This is a genomic window from Cobetia amphilecti (genome assembly GCF_020217465.1).
Taxonomy (GTDB): Bacteria; Pseudomonadota; Gammaproteobacteria; order Pseudomonadales; family Halomonadaceae; genus Cobetia; species Cobetia amphilecti.
Window position 1 is genome coordinate 3,766,572 of sequence record NZ_CP084115.1, and the last position, 17,047, is coordinate 3,783,618.

Below are 17,047 nucleotides of genomic sequence, written 5' to 3' on the forward strand. Positions count from 1 at the left end.
CTGACATCACGCCCCGGGTGCCATCAGCCCGCCAGCCCCGATGACGTCACCCTCTGAAACGACGGTGCCAGTAACAGAAACCCCCGCCATCCGGGAAGATGACGGGGGCCGATCGAGCAGCGTGGACGGACGACCTAGAGGAAGTTGCCCAGGCCGACGGCGCGACGCAGGCGCTCCATCATCGGTGCGGCCTCTTCGCGGGCCCGCTCGGCGCCACGCTTGAGGATCGCCTCGACATGCGCCGGGTCTTCCATCAGCTCGACGTAACGCTCGCGCGGCGCCTTGAGGTGATCATTCAGGTATTCGAACAGCTGGTTCTTGGCGTCGCCCCAGCCGATGCCGGCCGCGTACTGCTCACGCATGGCGGCGACTTCCGCCTCGGTGGCGAAGGCCGAATAGATCTGGAACAGCGAACAGGTATCCGGGTCCTTCGGCTCGCCCGGCTCCAGCGAGTTGGTCTTGATCTTGCGCACGCTCTTGAGCAACTGCTTCTCGGTGCCGAACAGCGGGATGGTGTTGTTGTAGCTCTTGGACATCTTGCGACCGTCGAGGCCCAGCAGCAGCTGGGATTTCTCGTCGGTCACCGCCTCGGGCATGGTGAAGTAGCTGCCCTTGAAGAGGTGGTTGAAGCGTCCGGCCATGTCGCGCGCCATCTCGATATGCTGGATCTGGTCACGCCCCACCGGCACCTTGTGCGCATTGAACATCAGGATGTCCGCCGCCATCAGCACCGGATAGCTGAACAGGCCCATGCTGATGCCGCGATCGAGATCCTCGATGCCGCTCTCTTCATTCTCGGCCACGGCGCCCTTGTAGGCATGCGCACGGTTCATCAAGCCCTTGGCGCACACGCAGTTGAGCAGCCACATCAGCTCCGGGATCTCCGGCACGTCCGACTGGCGATAGAAGATGGCGTTGTCGGTGTCCAGACCCAGAGCCAGCCAGGTGGCGGCGATCTCACGACGCGACTCCTGCACGCGCTTCGGGTCCTGACACTTGATCAGGGCGTGGAAGTCGGCGAGGAAGTAGAAGGACTGGACCGTCGGGTCCTGACTGGCTTCGATGGCAGGCTTGATGGCGCCGACATAGTTGCCGAGATGAGGGGTGCCGGTGGTCGTGATGCCGGTAAGAACGCGGGTCTTGGTCATGGATGCACTTCTTGGGCGTCTGGGTCGGGAGGTCGTGCCGCGGGGCTGCACTCGCTCACAATGGATCACGACAGGTCGCGGCAGCGCCCGCTCGAAGTCCTCGAACGCAGCCACCATGACCTGTCGCTATATGTCCCACATCTTACCCTGAGGCGTGCAGCCTTCGTAAGGGCCGGCGCGCCCGGCTCACTCCTTCGCCAGTGCCTCGGCGAGCGCAGTGACCGACATGTCGAAGGCCTCGCCGACTTCCGGCAGGATCAATTGCCCCGCGTGCACATTGAGGCCCGCGGCAAAGTGGCTGTCCCGGCTCAGCACCTCGCGATAGCCGCCATTGGCGAGGCGCACGATATACGGCAGCGTCGCGCTGGTCAGCGCCTGGGTCGAGGTACGTGCCACCGCGCCGGGCATGTTGGCCACGCAGTAATGCACGATGCCATCCACCACGTAGGTCGGCTCGGCGTGGGTGGTCGCCTGACTGGTCTCGAAGCAGCCGCCCTGATCGATGGCGACATCCACCAGCACGGCGCCCGGCGTCATCTTGCGCAGATGCTCGCGGCGAATCAGCTTGGGGGCCGCCGCGCCGGGCACCAGCACGGCACCGATGATCAACGCCGATTGCCGCACCGCTTCCTCCAATGCCTCGGAGGTCGAATAGACGGTACGAATCTGGCCCTGATAGCGATGATCCAGGGTCTCGAGGCGCGCCAGTGAGGTATCGAGAATCACCACCTCGGCGCCCAGCCCCAACGCCATGCGCGCGGCGTTCTCCCCCACCACGCCACCGCCGATCACCGTGACCCGCGCCGGCGGCACGCCGGGCACGCCGGGCAACAGCACGCCCATGCCGCCCTGCGCCTTCTCCAGCGCGTGCGCGCCGGCCTGGATCGCCATGCGCCCGGCGACGCGACTCATGGGTGCCAGCAGCGGCAGCCCCCCGTCGGCATCCGTGATGGTCTCGTAGGCGATGGCCGTCACGCCGCTCTCCAGCAGGCTCTCGGTCAGCTCACGAGCGGCCGCCAGATGCAGATAGGTGAACAGGGTCTGGCCGCTAGTGAGCCGCGCGACCTCGGCCGGCTGCGGTTCCTTGACCTTGAGAATCAGCTCGGCGTCGCGAAAGACCCGCTCGACGTCCGACTCGAGACGCGCGCCCACGCCCTGATATTCGGCATCGGGGTAGCCACTGCCCTCCCCGGCGCCAGACTCGACGATCACCTCATGGCCCTGGGCGATCAGCTCGCGCACACCGGCAGGCGTGAGGGCGACGCGATACTCGTGGTTCTTGATTTCCTTCGGCACGGCAATCTGCATGGTGAACTCCTTGCACTGCTGGCGGAATGCACTGACGTCATCACGACGCCTGCTACAAGCACAGCAGACTCGTCAGCGTCTCGCCAATCAGATACCAGCAAGATTCACCAAAACACGCCAATGATGCAGTGGAATGCGAGGAATCATCGCTGACTGGCAGTTTCCTCACTCACCAGCGCCGCCGAATAGCATTCACGATAGGCGCCGGGCATGCGCCGGGCCCGTCCACTCGAAAGCTCGATGCAGACAAAGCGCGTGCGCGCCTCCAGCAGCGTCTGGCCATCCGAGCACCGGCGCAACTGGAAGCGACGCGTCAGACTCAGGCGACCATCGCAATCCACCAGCCAGGTCGCCAGCATCAGTGAATCGCCAAGTCGCGCACTGGCCAGATAGTCGATCTCGTGACGGTGCACCGCCATGCCGCGGTCCTGCTCACGGTAGTGCGCCAGGCCAAGCCCCAACGCTTCGGAGTGTGCCCAGCTGATGTCCTCCAGCCAGCGCACATACTCGGCATTGTTGACGTGACCATAACCATCCAGCGCCTTCTTCTTCACGCTGATCGGCAACAGGAACGGGCGTGGCAGTGCCCAGCCGGGGGAATCTTGCGTCAACGGCGGCGCGTCGCTCGCCTTCGGGGTGCCTTTGCTCATGCCACGAACTCCGGGTCCTCATCGCGCGGACGCGCCTGTGGTGCGGCCTGCTGCGGCGCGCTTGCCCCACACGCCCAGCACTCACTGAAGCTGCCCTCGAGATGTTCGCCACAGGCACACTGCCAGTCCGGCAGGGCCGGCGCGGCCTCGATGCTCGCCAGCAGGCGGCGGGCACGTGGAAGGTCATGCTCTGCCACCCACAGCTGGGGCTCGCAGTCGAGCACGGGCAACTCGCCCGCGGCAGAACCGAGCAGGCGATTGCGCAGCTCACAGGGGATGCCCTCGCTTTCCAGCAGGTTGCGCCAGTGATCGAGCAGCACGAGATTGTGATGAGATGTCAGTCGTCTATGCATGCCGTCAGACTATCAGAGTCCATGAGCCATGGACGATTAGCCAAAAGCGAGCTGAAGTCGATAGGCAAGCCACAGACGACTCACAAGCCACAGACGACAACGCCGCCCCGAAGGGCGGCGTTGTCGTCGATGCCGGATGGCACAGCCATCAGTCCTGGTAGCCGTCAGGCGTCATCAGTCTCGATAGACGCGCACACCGAGGGCCTTGAGGTAGGACGTCTCGGGGATGGACGGGTGCACCGGGTGGTCGCTGGCCTGATGGCCCTGGAAGATGACCTGACCGTGGCGGTCCTGGTGACGCACGGCGCCACGTACCACATCCATCAGGCGCTCCGGCGCCAGATGCATGGAGCAGGAGCCGGACATCAGCAGACCGTCACGACCCAACAGGCGCATGGCTTCACGGTTGAGGCGTGCATAGGCGCGCTCACCGTTGGTGATGTCCTTGCGCTTGCGGATGAAGGCGGGCGGATCCGCGATGATGACGTCGAACTGCTCGCCTTCCGCGCGCAGAGCCGAGAGGGCCTCGAAGACATCCGATTCCGCGATGGAGACGCGGTCCTCGACACCGTTGAGCACGGCGTTGCCCGAGACGCGCTCGAGTGCCGCGCCGGAAGCATCGACACACAGCACTTCACTGGCGCCATGCGCCGCCGCCTGCACGCCCCAGCCACCGACGTAGCTGAACAGGTCCAGCACGCGCTTGCCTTCGACCTGACGGTTCAACCAGGCACGGTTGGCGCGGTGATCGTAGAACCAGCCGGTCTTCTGGCCATCGAGTACCGGCGCCGTGAACTGGACGCCGTTCTCTTCCAGCAGCACGCTTTCCGGCAGCTCGCCATAGACGACTTCGACGTTGCGCTCGAGCTGTTCCTGACGGCGACCGCTGGAATCGTTCTTGAACACGATGGCTGTCGGCTTGACGACCTTGAGCAGCGCATCGACGATGACTTCCGCCAGACGCTCCATGCCGAAGGTGTTGAGCTGACAGACCAGCACGTCGCCGAAGCGATCGACGATCAGGCCCGGCAGCAGGTCGCCTTCGCCGTGGACCAGACGATAGAACGGCTTGTCATAGAGGCTCTCGCGCAGCGACAGCGCCTGGTTGAAGCGGTGCACCAGCAGCGAGCGATCCAGACGCTGTTCCGGGTTGCGCGACACGATGCGCGCGCAGATCAGCGAGTTCGGGTTGACGTAGGCAACACCCATCGCACGACCATTGCTGGCCTCGATGATGGCCTGGGCGCCCGGCTCGAAGTTCTTGAGCGGCGTCGCGACGGTATCGACTTCATTGGAGTACAGCCACAGATGGCCGGCCTTGAGGCGGCGATCAGCATTCTTCTTCAGGCGCAGACGTTCAGTCACGGGAAATATCCAGAAAGCAGAGGAAGGGACAGGACGACGACAGGACGCGCCCGAACGGGCCTATTCTAGTCGTCATGGCGGCCCCGGTCACGGAGCCCCCGGTCAAGCAGTGGTCTGATGCGGCTCGCCGCTAGCGCTGACAATACGGGCAGAAGCAGCTGGCGCGTTGGCCCAGCACCAGACTCATGATCTCGTGGCCGCATTCGCGGCATGGCTCGCCACCCCGCCCGTAGACGTTGAGGCTTTGCGCGAAGTAGCCTGGCTTGCCATCTCCGCCGACGAAGTCACGCAACGTGGTACCGCCCTGGGCGATCGCCGCGGCCAGCACGCTGCTGGCGGCGTTGGCGAGGCGCTCGCATTCCTCGCGCGTCACTTCACCGGCAGGACGGCGCGGGTCGACACCCGCCATGAACAGCGCCTCGCTGGCGTAGATATTGCCCACGCCCACCACATTGGCGTTGTCCATCAGAAACGGCTTGATCGCCACGCGGCGCTTGCGGGAGCGCGCAAAGAGGTGCTCGCCATTGAAGGCATCGGACAACGGCTCCGGACCGAGTCGCGCCAGGCGCGTATCGGCATGCGGGTCACCGCGCACGAAGTCGACGAAGCCGAAGCGACGTGGATCGTGATAGCGCAGCACATGGCCGTTGCCGAGCACGACATCGACATGATCATGCGTGCGTGGCGGCGTGCCGATGGGCACCAGTCTGAGGCTACCGGACATGCCCAGGTGCCAGAGCAGATGGCCATCGGCGATCGGCAACAGCAGGTACTTGGCGCGACGCGCAAGCGTGCCGAAACGCTGACCCACCAGCCATTCGGCGAGCTCGCCGGGCACGGGGGTGCGCAGACGCGGCTGACGCACGATCACCTCGGTGACCTCCTGACCCTCGACCAGCGGCGCGATACCGCGACGGGTCGTCTCGACTTCCGGTAATTCGGGCATGTTCTCTCCTCGACTGACCGCCAGACGCACAACAGGGTGACGACAGAAGCCGCCACCCTGTTGCAGGATGCCCAGAACAGCGACATCCAGATACTCGAAAACCCGGTCAGGACCGGGTTTTCGAGGGTTCCGACAGCACGCTGGCGGGAGACAAGATCACTTGATCTTGGCTTCCTTGTACATCACGTGCTTGCGAACGACCGGATCGTACTTCTTGAATTCAAGCTTGTCCGGAGTGTTACGCTTGTTCTTGTCGGTGGTGTAGAAGTGGCCAGTACCGGCACTTGACACCAACTTGATCTTGTCACGCATTTTCAGTTTCCTTCCACAGTCGCATTCACCGAACGATTGAGAGCGTTGCCCTCGGCTCGGTTGCCATTGCTACAGGGGCTGTCTTCTAGTGTTTAGAAGCGCTCGCCACGTGCAGTGAGGTCCTTGAGGACTTCGTCGATACCCTTCTTGTCGATGATGCGCATGCCCTTGGTAGAGACGCGCAGCTTGACGAAGCGCTGCTGGGATTCAACCCAGAAACGGTGGGTGTGCAGGTTCGGCAGGAACCGGCGACGAGTCTTGCGCTGGGAGTGAGAAACATTGTTACCAGTCACCGGGCGCTTGCCGGTAACCTGACATACTTTGGACATTGGAGCCTCCAACCGCTGCGTTGGCTAAGTTGTTCAAAACCTGTCGGGCAAACCGGAAGTGGCAGGCGCCGCCTCATGCCCTGATTTCAAAGTGTTTACGTCCGTTCCGGAAGACAAGCTTTCGGGTGCTGGAACGTGCAGGCGCAGCATTTTACCCGAAGAGGAACGTGAAAGCACGTCCTATACGGATTTTTTTCGCCAGCACGCCCATGCCCGACGTGTCACATCGGTACAGACGCTTCTCAGCCAAACGCTTCACTCAGCCAATGTCGGCCAGAGTGGTCGCGAATTCTGTGGTGGGTGATACGGGAGGCGCAACATTACCACAACCAGTGCCCTGGTTTGCAATCCCTGCGCATTTCTCACGCCAGCGGCGTCCGCATCTGGCGGGGGCTGTGCCGTCATCGGGCACTCAGCGCCTCAGCCTCCTCGACACCCCCAACTAGAGCCAGCCGCGCTCGGCAAACGAGACCACCTCGCCGTCTCCGACCACGAAGTGATCCAGCACGCGAATATCGAAAAGCCCCAGCGCCTCTTCCAGGCGCTGCGTGATGCGTCGGTCGGCCTCACTGGGCTCCGCGACGCCGGAGGGATGGTTATGGGCCAGGATCAGGGCACCGGCATTGAGCGCCAGCGCCCGCTTGACCACCTCGCGCGGGTAGACGGCGGCGGCATCCAGCGTGCCGGTGAAGAGTGTCTCGAAGCGGATGACGCGATGCTGGCTGTCGAGAAACAACGCGGCGAACACCTCATGCGGCAGATCGCGCAGATGCGAGGACAGATAGCGCCGCACCAGCAGGGGCGATGTCAGGGCGGCCCCGCGCATCAACAGGCTCTCCAGATGGCGACGCGACAGCTCCAGCGAAGCCTGCAGCTGCACATACTTGGCGTCACCCAGTCCGCGCGCGGCGCAGAAGTCCTGCTGGGTCGCCTCCAGCAATGGCCTGAGTCCGCCGAAGGTGTTCAGCAGGTCGCGCGCCAGGTCCACCGCTGAGCGTCCTTTTATGCCCACGCGCAGAAAGATGGCCAGCAGCTCGGCATCTGACAAGGCCCCTGCCCCTGACGACAACAGCTTCTCGCGCGGACGCTCCCCGACCGGCCACTCTCGAATCCCCATGCACTCTTCTCCCATCACCTGTCGCCCCGAGTGGCTGACAGTCCAAAGCATGAGAAGCGTGGTCAGATGCCGTCTCTTTCGCCATTGTGAGCATCAACGCTTGCCGCCCCGTGGGTCTGCGTCTGGCCCCTGCATGCCACCTGATGACAGCTCCCGCCCCATGAAGCGAGCGCTCGCATGGACCATGGCGACACTCGGCGTCGCGGGCCAGCGGCGCTACGCAAGGTTGCATCACGGTGATATGGTAGAGGGCAAACGCGCGAGCGTAGCAATCGACGCATCAGGGACGCAGGACACACCATGCATTCACTCGCCGGACGGCGCATTCTGCTGGGCATCAGTGGCGGCATCGCGGCCTACAAGGCCGCTCTGATCACCCGCCTGTTGAAAAAGGCGGGCTGTGAAGTGCGCATCGCCATGACCGAAGGGGCTCAAGCCTTCATTACACCGCTGACCCTACAGGCGTTGTCGGGCAATCCGGTGCACACCTCCCTGCTGGACCCCGAGGCCGAGGCCGGCATGGGGCATATCGAGCTGGCACGCTGGGCGGAGGTCATCCTGATCGCGCCTGCCACCGCCGATCTGATGGCCCGCCTGGTGCATGGGCATGCCGATGATCTGCTCACTACCCTGTGCCTGGCCAACAGCGCGCGCTGGGTGATGGCCCCGGCGATGAATCAGGCCATGTGGGCGCACCCCGCCACCCAGCGCAACGCCCGCCAGCTCAGTGCCGACGGCTGGACGCTGCTCGGCCCGGCCAGCGGCGAACAGGCCTGTGGCGACGTAGGCGCGGGCCGCATGCTGGAGCCGGAAGAGATCGTCGCGGCGCTGAGCGATCTCATGAGCCAGAGCGACCTCATGAGCCAGAGCAATGAGATGTCATTGCCGGCCACAGGCCTGACGGTGACCATCACCGCCGGCCCGACCCGCGAGCCGCTGGACCCGGTGCGCTATCTGAGCAATCACAGCTCCGGCAAGATGGGCTATGCGCTGGCCGCCGAGGCCGCGGCGCTGGGCGCCAGCGTGCGCCTGATCAGTGGCCCGGTGGCGCTGGCGACCCCGGCTGGCGTCGAGCGCATCGATGTCGAATCCGCGCTGGACATGCAGGCCGCCGCCGAGGCAGCCGCCAGCGAGAGCGACCTCTTCATCGGCTGCGCGGCAGTCGCCGACTTCCGCCCGGCCACGGTCGCCGACCACAAGCTCAAGAAGCAGTCGGGCGAGGAGCAGATGCAGGTCACGCTGACCCGCAATCCGGACATCATCGCCGGTATCGCCGCCCAGACGCAGGCACGCCGCGCCGCCGGTCAGCGGGCGCCACTGGTGATCGGCTTCGCCGCCGAGACCCGCGATGTGCTGCGCTATGCACGCGATAAGCTTGCACGTAAACAGCTCGACATGATCGTCGCCAATGATGTGAGCACGCCGGGCCTTGGCTTCGGCAGCGACAGCAATGCCGCCACCCTGCTGTGGCAGCCGCTCGATCAGAACACGAACACGCAACACGAACAGGCCATCGCGGCCTGTCCCAAGACGGAACTGGCGCGCGCGATTCTGAAGCGCGCCCTGGCACTCCATCAGCACAGGGTCAGCCTCGACCCTGCCATCCAGACCGTTACACCGACTGTCACCGACGATCAGGAAGCACCCTAGATGACCCGCCCCCGGCTCGAACTCAAGATTCTCGACGAGCGCGTTCGCGATTACCCGCTGCCGCATCACGCCACTCCCGGCAGCGCCGGCATGGACCTGCGCGCACTGCTCGACGCGCCGCTGACATTGGCGCCGGGCGCCTGTGAGCTGGTGCGCACCGGGCTGGCGATCCACATCGCCGACCCCGCACTGGCCGGCATGATCCTGCCGCGCTCCGGTCTGGGGCACAAACACGGCATCGTGCTGGGCAATCTGGTCGGCCTGATCGACTCCGACTACCAGGGCGAACTGATGATCTCGGTCTGGAACCGCGGCAACAGCGAGTTCGTGCTGGAACCCGGCGAGCGTCTGGCACAGTACGTGCTAGTGCCAGTGGTACAGGCGGAGCTGGTGGAAGTCTCTGAATTCGAGGCCAGCCAGCGCGGCGAAGGCGGCTTCGGCCACTCCGGTCGCCACTGATTGACCCGTCATGCCAGAGGGCAGCCGAGCGGCAGGCTTGCGTCGGCTGCCGGGCTTCCGGTCACAAGGAAGCCATGCAGGTTTCCACACTGATCGTCATGCAGCGATAGCGTTCGAGACGCATGACGCCTCAAGCGACTTCACGATTGATTCAACCGACAGGGATGCACCATGAGTCAGGTACCCGCTTCAATTTTCCGCGCCTACGATATCCGTGGCATCGTGGATGAGACCCTCACCGAAGACGGCGTGCGCGCCATCGGCCAATCCATCGGCAGCGAAGCCGCGGCACGCGGTGAATCCACCGTCGTGGTCGCGCGTGACGGCCGTCTCTCCGGCCCGCGCCTGTCCAAGGCGCTGATCGCGGGCCTGCGTGATGCCGGCCGTGATGTCGTCGACATCGGCATGGTGCCGACACCGGTGCTCTACTACGCCACCAATATCCTGGAAGGCACCCGCTCCGGCGTGATGCTGACCGGCAGCCACAACCCGGCCAACTACAACGGCCTGAAGATCGTGCTGGCCGGTGAGACCCTGTCCGGCGACACCATCACCGACCTCTATCGTCGCCTGCAGGAAGGCGATCTGGCGCAAGGCGAAGGCAGCCTGCGTGAAGAGGACGTGCGTGAGCGCTATCTGGAGCAGATAACCGGTGATGTGGTCGTCAAGCGTCCGCTCAAGGCCGTGGTCGATTGCGGCAACGGCGTGGCCGGCGAGCTGGGCCCGGAGCTGATCCGTCGCCTGGGCGTCGACACCGTGCCGCTGTTCGACGAGATCGACGGCAACTTCCCGAATCACCACCCGGATCCGGGCAAGCCGGAAAACCTGCAGGACCTGATCAAGACCATGCAGGAAACCGGCGCGGACATCGGTCTGGCCTTTGATGGTGACGGCGACCGCCTCGGCGTCGTGACGCCCAAGGGCGAGATCCTCTACCCGGACCGCCTGATGATGGCGCTGTCGGAAGACCTGATCGAACGCGTGCCGGGCGCGCGCATCATCTTCGACGTCAAGTGCACCGGCAACCTGGCGACCGTGATCGAGAAAGCCGGCGGCACGCCGGAAATGTGGCGCACCGGCCACTCGCTGATCAAGGCACGCATGAAGGAAACCGGCGCAGCACTGGCCGGCGAGATGAGCGGCCACATCTTCTTCAAGGAGCGCTGGTTCGGCTTCGATGACGGCATCTACGGCGCTGCGCGCCTGCTGGAAATCCTCGCCAAGCAGGATGTCGATGCCGACACCTTCTTCGCCCGCTTCCCGCAGGACCTCGGCACCCCCGAGATCAATGTGGAAGTGACCGACGAGAACAAGTTCGCTATCGTCGAGCGACTGGCCAGTGAAGGCGACTTCGGCAGCGACGGCGTCAAGACCACGCTGGACGGCATTCGTGTCGACTACGCCGATGGCTGGGGCCTGTGCCGCGCCTCCAACACCACGCCGATGCTGGTGCTGCGCTTCGAAGGCAAGTCGGAAGCCGCACTGGAGCGCATCAAGGACAGCTTCCGCGCCGCGCTGAAGCAGGCCGAGCCGAGCATCCAGGCACCGTTCTGATCCCGCACTCGCTCGCCATCGACAGGATGGCATGAGCCGCAACGGGGGCGGCGGTCTGCCGCTTGATCGCCGCCCTCGCCTTGCCAGGCACTGCAGCCGCTCATCCGGGCGCATCAGGTGCCTGAAGCAACCGATTTGCATGACAGCGCGCACCGCGCGTGCTGAAAGACCGTTTCGAGTGACAGTGTCCGGACTCTCTTTCCGGACCATTTTCTGTGGAGTGATACGCTGATGAGCCACGCCAACCGCGACCCGCATCAGGTGGTCGAGGTCCTGTCCGAAGCCCTGCCCTATATCCAGCAGTTCTCGGGCAAGACCGTGGTGGTCAAGTACGGCGGCAACGCCATGACCGAAGAAGCCTTGATCGACTCCTTCGCTCGCGACATGGTGTTGATGAAGGAAGTCGGCATCAATCCGGTGGTCGTGCATGGCGGCGGCCCGCAGATCGGCGCGCTGCTCGAGAAGCTGAACATCGAATCGCGCTTCGTCGATGGCATGCGCGTCACGGATTCCGAGACCATGGACGTGGTCGAGATGGTGCTGGGCGGCCTGGTCAACAAGGGCATCGTCAACCTAATCAACCAGAGCGGCGGCAAGGCCATCGGCCTGACCGGCAAGGATAGCGGCCAGATTCGCGCCCGCCAGCTCAAGGTCAGCGGCCAGACGCCGGGCATGAATGCCTCTGAAATCATCGACATTGGTCATGTCGGTGAAGTCGAGCATGTCTCCACGGACCTGATCGAACTGCTGACACGCAACGATTTCATTCCCGTCATCGCGCCCATCGGGGTCGATGCCGAGGGTCGCAGCTACAATATCAATGCCGACCTGGTCGCCGGCAAGGTCGCCGAGGCACTGGGCGCGGAGAAATTGATGCTGCTGACCAACGTGGCTGGCCTGATGAACGCACAAGGCGAAGTCATGACCGGCCTGACCACCGAGGCGGTGGATGGCCTGATCGAGGATGGCACCATCTACGGTGGCATGCTGCCCAAGATCAGCTGTGCACTGGACGCCGTGAAGCAAGGCGTGCGCAGTGCTCACATCATCGATGGCCGCGTGCCACATGCGACCCTGCTGGAAATCTTCACCAATGCCGGGGTCGGCACGTTGATCAGCAACGCGGAAGCGGACACTGACAAGGCGTAAGGTGACAAGCCGGGGCTCGGCCCCGGTGTTTCGCGCGAGGCAAGCGACATGCCTCAGGACACGGACCCGCCCGTAGCACACTGCTGCAGGCCGCGATAAACGACAAGATTCCATGACGCAGGCGAATCCAAAACAATCACGTCGCGAACAGATCCTCCAGGCACTCGCTCTGATGCTGGAAGAGGACAGCGGCAAACGCATCACGACTGCAGCACTGGCACGACAGGTCGGTGTCTCGGAGGCGGCGCTCTATCGTCACTTCCCCAGCAAGGCACGCATGTTCGAAGGACTGATCGAATTCATCGAGAGCACGCTGTTCGAGCGTATCGCGCTGATCATTCAGGACAACGACACCGCGCATGCCAGGGTGCATCACATCCTGAGCCTGCTGCTGGGCTTTGCCGAGAAGAATCCGGGGCTGTGTCGCCTCCTCAATGGTGATGCCCTCACCGGCGAGACGGCACGCCTGCGCACGCGCATGGCGCAGCTGTTCGAGCGCCTCGAGACGCAGATCAAGCAGGTACTGCGCGAAGCCGAGCCTCGCGAAGGACTGCGACCGGCCATCACCGTCACGGCAGCGGCCAACCTGCTGCTGGCGTGTGCGGAAGGTCGTATCGGCCAGTACGTGCGCAGCGACTATCGCAAGCGCCCGACCGAGCACTGGGAAGACCAGTGGCAGCTGCTGAGCCGCGACCTGCTGCTGAGCAGTCAGGAGCGCATTGCCGTCTGAGGGGTTTGTCTCGCGCGCATGCGCCACACCAAAAAGAACGCCCCGCCTGCAGTCATTGCAGGCGGGGCGTTCTTTCTGGGTCAGGCCTTCTCATGTCACCACCGGGTGGGGTGGGATGGGGTCGGACTGCACGGACGGCACCTCAGGCGTTGACGCTGAAGCGCTCCAGTATGGCCTCGGCGGACATCGGCCGCGCCAGCAGGTAGCCCTGATAGGTGTCGCAACCCAGCCGCTTGAGCTCCTCGAACTGCACGTCCGTCTCGACTCCCTCGGCGACGATCTCATGGCCCAGCGAGTGCCCCAGGCTGATCACGGCACCGACCAGCTGGATGGCCTGCTGATTGGGGCAGCGGATACCACCGTCAGAGCCGGCGACAGCATCCATCTTCATCACGAAGCTGCGGTCGACCTTGAGCACATCCAGCGGCAGGGATGACAGATAGGACAGCGACGAATAGCCCTGCCCGAAGTCATCCAGCGCCACACGCACGCCCAGCTCACGCAGCGCGCCGAGCACCGCAAGCCCCCCTTCCATGTCCTGGATCAGCAGCGTCTCGGTCACCTCGACTTCCAGCCGCGTCGGCGACAGCTTCTGGCTTTCCAGCACGCCAAAGACTTCGTTCTCGTAGCCCGAGGTCAGCTGGCGCGCCGACAGATTGACCGCCATGCGCGGCATGTGAAGGCCGGCGTCCTGCCAGCGCACCATCTGGGCACAGGCTTCCTCGAGCACGAACCGTCCGAGACGGAAGATCAGACCGGTCTCTTCGGCCAGCGGAATGAACTGGGCCGGCGAGATCATGCCCAGCTCCGGATGCTGCCAGCGCAGCAGCGCCTCGACACCCTGCAGCTCACCGTGGCTATCCAGCTGCGGCTGGTAATGCAGATAGAGCTGCTCGCTGCCGATGGCCTGACGCAGATCCTGCTCCAGCGTCATGCGCGAGGCGACATGCTTGTCCAGCGAGGACTCCCAGCGCAGCGCATGATCGCCGCGCGACTTGGCGTGATAGAGCGCCACATCGGCATTCAGCATCAGCGCCTGGGCATCGCCATTGGTCTCGGACAGCACATAGCCGGCGGTCAGGCTGACGATCAGCGGGCGCCCCAGAATCGTGAAGGGACGCTCGACCTTCTGCTGGATCTCTTCCACCACCTGCGCCGGATCATCATTGCCATGCGGCAGGTAGAGACCGAACTCATCGGCCCCCAGACGTGCCACCAGACCACCCGGTGGCAGCAGACGACGCAGACGCTCGCCGACCGCGACCAGCAGCTGGTCACCGGCTTCATGGCCCAGACCATCATTGACGGTCGAGAAACGGTCGATATCGGCGTAGATCATCAAGCCACCCGCCGCGACGCGCTCGTCGGCCGCCGCCATGAAGGCCTTGCGGTTATAGAGCCCCGTCAGGGCGTCATGGCGCGCCAGGAAATCGAGCTGACGCTCGGATTCCTTGTGCGCACTGATGTCGAGCAGCAGGCCTTCCCAGTAGCGCACGCCATCCTCGCCCTCGATCATCACGCTGCGGTCCAGCACCCAACGCTCATGGTCAGCGATGATGCGGAAGACCTGCTCATGGCGCATCTGCGCGCACATCGCCCAGTGGCGAGCGGCGCTGACGGACTGGCGGTCTTCCTGATGGATCAGCTCGGTCAGGGTGATGCCGGCGCCGACCAGTGATTCGGCCGAGCGACCGAACAGCTCGGCCGAGCCGTTGCTGATGAAGGTCAGCACACCGGTGTTGACCTCGATGCGATACACCACGCCCGGCAGGTTATCCATCAGCGTCACCAGGGTGCGAGAGCGCGCCGTCATCGACTCGAGTGCGCCCTCCAGCTCATCGTGGCGCTCAGCGCGCTTGCGCTCGGCACGCGCCACCACGACCACCAGCACGACCAGGAAGATGCCGCCGAGCAGCATGCCGAACCAGATACGATTCCACCACAGCCACCACAGGCTGGAGAGTGGCTGACTCACGACGCTGAACAGCTTGAGCGGTGCGATATAGCTGCCCGCCGCCATGCGCGGCCGGCCGTCAAAGCCCGGCACATGATAGCGACGCACACCACGCTCGGAGATGTACTTGCCCATGTTGGCCATCGAGGACAGCGGCAGCTTGCCGGTCACGCCCAGCGCATGCTCCTGGGGGCTCGAGAACAGCAGCAGACCGTTGGTGGAAAACAGGCGCAGGCGCTGCCCATCATCGGAATTCGGGTTGGCCAGCAGGCTGCGTGACTCGGAGAAATCCAGGCAGCCGATCAGCAACCAGGACATGCCTTCGATATCCATGTGACGGTAGAACGGCAAGCCCGGCTGACCGGATGCCAGCGGCAGTGCCGAGCCGAACAGCAGGCTGCTGCGCCCGGGCAGCGCCTGGGCTTCCGGCTGGGTCAGCTGCCAGCTGCAACTGCGCCCCACGCCGATCTGACGCAGGCTGCTGCCGCGGTAATCGGCAAACGGCACCACCATCAGCGAGACCAGAGAGGGATGACGGCCCAGCGCGCTATCCAGCGAGCCACGCCACAGCTCCTTGCCTTCGCTGCTCAACACGCGCTCCAGCACCATCATCTCGCGCGAGACATTGGCGATCAGCTGCTCGGTGGAGATATGCAGCTGGGTATCCAGCAGCTCCAGGCGACGCATTTCCTGTTCACGCACATCAAACCATTGGCTGGCCAGAAACAGGCCACCCAATACCACCATCAAGGCTGCATTGAGCCCAAAGATTCGCCACAGCGAATGCGTGCCATTGACGTGCGGGGAGGTCGGGTCCACGGGGTCACCAGTAGAAATGTTTCATGTCTTAGTGTGACAGAATGAAACATTGTGTTGCAGTGTTCAACCAATAACGACGGATTCCTCGGGATCCACTCTCCCTCAACGAAAATGCCCCGCCGGGAAACCCGGCGGGGCATTTTCACGTGACAGCGAGCCTGAAAATCGCGGGCTCATGTCATGGGGTCATCAAGCTCAGGCAGCGAAGCCTTCGCTCATGTCACCCATCGATTCACGCAGCTTCTTCATCGCGTTCTTCTCGAGCTGACGGATACGCTCGGCAGAGACGCCATAGATGTCAGCAAGCTCGTGCAGAGTCGACTTGTTGTCGCTCAGCCAACGCTGCTGGAGGATGTCGCGTGAGCGCTCATCCAGTGCCGCCAGCGCCTTGAGCAGACGACCGTGGGAATCGTCTTCCAGGTCCTGCTGTTCCACCTGGGCAGCCGGATCGAGGCTGTGATCTTCCAGATAGTTGGCCGGCGCCTGATAGGCAGAGCTCTCGTCGTCGCTGGGGCCGGCGTCGAAGCCTGCATCATGGGCGGAGAGACGGCTTTCCATCTCACGCACTACGGCAGGTTTGACGTCCAGATCGCCCGCGATGGCATCCACTTCATCGTTGTTCAACCAGGCAAGACGCTTCTTGGCGCCACGCAGGTTGAAGAACAGCTTGCGCTGAGCCTTGGTGGTCGCGACCTTCACGATGCGCCAGTTGCGCAGCACGAACTCGTGAATCTCGGCCTTGATCCAATGCACGGCAAAGGAGACGAGGCGTACGCCCTGATGCGGGTCGAAACGCTTGACCGCCTTCATCAGGCCGACGTTACCTTCCTGGATCAGGTCCGCCTGCTGCAAGCCATAGCCGCTGTAGCTGCGCGCGATATGCACGACAAAGCGCAGGTGCGACATGACGAGTCGGCGGGCCGACTCCAGATGATTCTCTTCATGCAACCGCAGGGCCAGCTCATGCTCTTCTTCGGCAGTAAGCACAGCGATACGGTTCACCGACTGAATATAGCCGTTTAGATCTTGACCCGGTGACAGGTGGCCAAGTGGCTGAAGACTGGTGCTCATAGTGCAGATGTCTCCATGGTTGCCTAACACGCATGCAAGTAGTGAGACTGTGAAGGGTGGGACAGGTTCCCGTCAATAGCTGTACATGGCGTGTACAATTGTCATGACGAGTAGCACTTCGTAACGCTGTCGG

General features: G+C 63.8%; 16 protein-coding genes. 5 read left to right on the plus strand and 11 right to left on the minus strand.

The window, feature by feature from the left end; all coding sequences use genetic code 11:
• Positions 1-134 precede the first annotated feature (134 nt).
• The 9 genes from LCW13_RS15675 to radC form a co-directional block, all read right to left on the minus strand.
• Positions 135-1,148 carry a tryptophan--tRNA ligase gene (locus LCW13_RS15675; protein ID WP_225347352.1) on the minus strand — a complete coding sequence of 338 codons (1,014 nt, stop codon included), beginning with the start codon at positions 1,146-1,148 and terminating at the stop codon, positions 135-137.
• A gap of 186 nt (positions 1,149-1,334) precedes the next feature.
• Entirely contained in the window at positions 1,335-2,456 is a 1,122-nt protein-coding gene (gene ald / locus LCW13_RS15680) for an alanine dehydrogenase (RefSeq protein ID WP_225347353.1), read from the minus strand.
• A gap of 143 nt (positions 2,457-2,599) precedes the next feature.
• Entirely contained in the window at positions 2,600-3,106 is a 507-nt protein-coding gene (locus tag LCW13_RS15685) for an acyl-CoA thioesterase (RefSeq protein ID WP_216060563.1), read from the minus strand.
• Positions 3,103-3,459, minus strand: coding sequence for a putative signal transducing protein (locus LCW13_RS15690; protein ID WP_225347354.1), 357 nt, complete (start codon positions 3,457-3,459; stop codon positions 3,103-3,105). The genes LCW13_RS15685 and LCW13_RS15690 overlap by 4 nt, the downstream gene beginning before the upstream one ends.
• A gap of 174 nt (positions 3,460-3,633) precedes the next feature.
• Complete coding sequence (locus tag LCW13_RS15695) at positions 3,634-4,824, minus strand: class I SAM-dependent rRNA methyltransferase (protein ID WP_043336266.1); 1,191 nt, start codon at positions 4,822-4,824, stop codon at positions 3,634-3,636.
• Between the two features lie 130 nt (positions 4,825-4,954).
• On the minus strand, positions 4,955-5,770 hold the full coding sequence (mutM, locus tag LCW13_RS15700) for a bifunctional DNA-formamidopyrimidine glycosylase/DNA-(apurinic or apyrimidinic site) lyase (protein WP_043336268.1): 816 nt from the start codon (positions 5,768-5,770) through the stop codon (positions 4,955-4,957).
• Positions 5,771-5,926: 156 nt separating this feature from the next.
• Positions 5,927-6,082, minus strand: a complete 156-nt coding sequence (gene rpmG / locus LCW13_RS15705) for a 50S ribosomal protein L33 (RefSeq protein ID WP_016417370.1) — start codon at positions 6,080-6,082, stop codon at positions 5,927-5,929.
• A 92-nt stretch (positions 6,083-6,174) separates the two neighbouring features.
• The gene (gene rpmB, locus LCW13_RS15710) at positions 6,175-6,411 is read right to left on the minus strand and encodes a 50S ribosomal protein L28 (RefSeq protein WP_043336270.1); all 237 of its coding nucleotides are present in this window, start codon (positions 6,409-6,411) and stop codon (positions 6,175-6,177) included.
• 442 nt (positions 6,412-6,853) lie between these two features.
• Positions 6,854-7,528, minus strand: coding sequence for a RadC family protein (radC, locus tag LCW13_RS15715; protein ID WP_043336272.1), 675 nt, complete (start codon positions 7,526-7,528; stop codon positions 6,854-6,856).
• A gap of 300 nt (positions 7,529-7,828) precedes the next feature.
• Here radC and coaBC point away from each other — a divergent pair, with 300 nt between their 5' ends.
• The 5 genes from coaBC (at position 7,829) to slmA (ending at position 13,070) form a co-directional block, all read left to right on the plus strand.
• The gene (gene coaBC, locus LCW13_RS15720) at positions 7,829-9,178 is read left to right on the plus strand and encodes a bifunctional phosphopantothenoylcysteine decarboxylase/phosphopantothenate--cysteine ligase CoaBC (RefSeq protein ID WP_225347355.1); all 1,350 of its coding nucleotides are present in this window, start codon (positions 7,829-7,831) and stop codon (positions 9,176-9,178) included.
• A complete protein-coding gene (dut, locus tag LCW13_RS15725) occupies positions 9,179-9,637 on the plus strand; it encodes a dUTP diphosphatase (RefSeq protein WP_107335897.1) in 459 nt (152 codons plus the stop codon).
• 171 nt (positions 9,638-9,808) lie between these two features.
• A complete protein-coding gene (locus LCW13_RS15730; RefSeq protein ID WP_054556539.1) occupies positions 9,809-11,191 on the plus strand; it encodes a phosphomannomutase/phosphoglucomutase in 1,383 nt (460 codons plus the stop codon).
• Between the two features lie 231 nt (positions 11,192-11,422).
• Positions 11,423-12,340 carry an acetylglutamate kinase gene (gene argB, locus LCW13_RS15735; protein ID WP_043336279.1) on the plus strand — a complete coding sequence of 306 codons (918 nt, stop codon included), beginning with the start codon at positions 11,423-11,425 and terminating at the stop codon, positions 12,338-12,340.
• Positions 12,341-12,452: 112 nt separating this feature from the next.
• Entirely contained in the window at positions 12,453-13,070 is a 618-nt protein-coding gene (slmA, locus tag LCW13_RS15740; protein ID WP_043336281.1) for a nucleoid occlusion factor SlmA, read from the plus strand.
• A gap of 142 nt (positions 13,071-13,212) precedes the next feature.
• Here the strand turns inward: slmA and LCW13_RS15745 are convergent, their stop codons facing one another.
• Both LCW13_RS15745 and rpoH read right to left on the minus strand, forming a co-directional pair.
• Positions 13,213-15,843 carry a putative bifunctional diguanylate cyclase/phosphodiesterase gene (locus LCW13_RS15745; protein WP_225347356.1) on the minus strand — a complete coding sequence of 877 codons (2,631 nt, stop codon included), beginning with the start codon at positions 15,841-15,843 and terminating at the stop codon, positions 13,213-13,215.
• Positions 15,844-16,038: 195 nt separating this feature from the next.
• Positions 16,039-16,914, minus strand: coding sequence for an RNA polymerase sigma factor RpoH (rpoH, locus tag LCW13_RS15750; RefSeq protein ID WP_043336284.1), 876 nt, complete (start codon positions 16,912-16,914; stop codon positions 16,039-16,041).
• Positions 16,915-17,047: the final 133 nt, after the last annotated feature.

Bases quoted from the DNA above. Each gene is read 5' to 3' on its own strand.
- LCW13_RS15690 (WP_225347354.1), bottom strand. From the start codon at position 3,459: ATGCATAGACGACTGACATCTCATCACAATCTCGTGCTGCTCGATCAC.
- mutM (WP_043336268.1), bottom strand. From the start codon at position 5,770: ATGCCCGAATTACCGGAAGTCGAGACGACCCGTCGCGGTATCGCGCCG.
- rpmB (WP_043336270.1), bottom strand. From the start codon at position 6,411: ATGTCCAAAGTATGTCAGGTTACCGGCAAGCGCCCGGTGACTGGTAAC.
- slmA (WP_043336281.1), top strand. From the start codon at position 12,453: ATGACGCAGGCGAATCCAAAACAATCACGTCGCGAACAGATCCTCCAG.
- LCW13_RS15730 (WP_054556539.1), top strand. From the start codon at position 9,809: ATGAGTCAGGTACCCGCTTCAATTTTCCGCGCCTACGATATCCGTGGC.
- dut (WP_107335897.1), top strand. From the start codon at position 9,179: ATGACCCGCCCCCGGCTCGAACTCAAGATTCTCGACGAGCGCGTTCGC.
- rpoH (WP_043336284.1), bottom strand. From the start codon at position 16,914: ATGAGCACCAGTCTTCAGCCACTTGGCCACCTGTCACCGGGTCAAGAT.
- radC (WP_043336272.1), bottom strand. From the start codon at position 7,528: ATGGGGATTCGAGAGTGGCCGGTCGGGGAGCGTCCGCGCGAGAAGCTG.
- LCW13_RS15685 (WP_216060563.1), bottom strand. From the start codon at position 3,106: ATGAGCAAAGGCACCCCGAAGGCGAGCGACGCGCCGCCGTTGACGCAA.
- ald (WP_225347353.1), bottom strand. From the start codon at position 2,456: ATGCAGATTGCCGTGCCGAAGGAAATCAAGAACCACGAGTATCGCGTC.
- rpmG (WP_016417370.1), bottom strand. From the start codon at position 6,082: ATGCGTGACAAGATCAAGTTGGTGTCAAGTGCCGGTACTGGCCACTTC.
- LCW13_RS15675 (WP_225347352.1), bottom strand. From the start codon at position 1,148: ATGACCAAGACCCGCGTTCTTACCGGCATCACGACCACCGGCACCCCT.
- coaBC (WP_225347355.1), top strand. From the start codon at position 7,829: ATGCATTCACTCGCCGGACGGCGCATTCTGCTGGGCATCAGTGGCGGC.
- argB (WP_043336279.1), top strand. From the start codon at position 11,423: ATGAGCCACGCCAACCGCGACCCGCATCAGGTGGTCGAGGTCCTGTCC.